Here is a 746-nt window from a genome sequence, read left to right as displayed (position 1 = left end):
GGACCTCAAGGCGTTCAAGGTAACACGGGGGCTACCGGTGCCACGGGACCTCAAGGCGTTCAAGGTAACACGGGGGCTACCGGTGCTACTGGACCTCAAGGCGTTCAAGGTAACACAGGGGCTACCGGTGCCACGGGACCTCAAGGTATTCAAGGTAATACGGGGGCTACCGGTGCCACGGGACCTCAAGGTATTCAAGGTAACACGGGGGCTACTGGTGCCACGGGACCTCAAGGCGTTCAAGGTAACACTGGTGCCACCGGTGCCACTGGCGCTACTGGACCTCAAGGCGTTCAAGGTAACACTGGTGCCACCGGTGCCACTGGCGCTACTGGACCTCAAGGCGTTCAAGGTAACACTGGTGCCACCGGTGCCACTGGCGCTACTGGACCTCAAGGCGTTCAAGGTAACACAGGGGCTACTGGTGCCACGGGACCTCAAGGCGTTCAAGGTAACACTGGTGCTACCGGTGCTACTGGTGCCACTGGACCTCAAGGTATTCAAGGTAATACGGGGGCTACTGGTGCCACGGGACCTCAAGGCGTTCAAGGTAACACAGGGGCTACCGGTGCCACGGGACCTCAAGGCGTTCAAGGTAACACGGGGGCTACCGGTGCCACGGGACCTCAAGGCGTTCAAGGTAACACGGGGGCTACCGGTGCTACTGGACCTCAAGGCGTTCAAGGTAACACAGGGGCTACCGGTGCCACGGGACCTCAAGGTATTCAAGGTAATACGGGGGCTAC

General features: G+C 60.1%; 1 pseudogene. It reads left to right on the top strand.

The window, feature by feature from the left end:
• A pseudogene (locus ACS2MN_RS30940) lies at positions 1-746 on the top strand (collagen-like protein); the annotation flags it as partial.

This window comes from Bacillus cereus group sp. BceL062, assembly GCF_051780025.1.
Classification (GTDB): domain Bacteria; phylum Bacillota; class Bacilli; order Bacillales; family Bacillaceae_G; genus Bacillus_A; species Bacillus_A toyonensis.
This window is presented reverse-complemented; position numbering and strand designations above follow the sequence as displayed.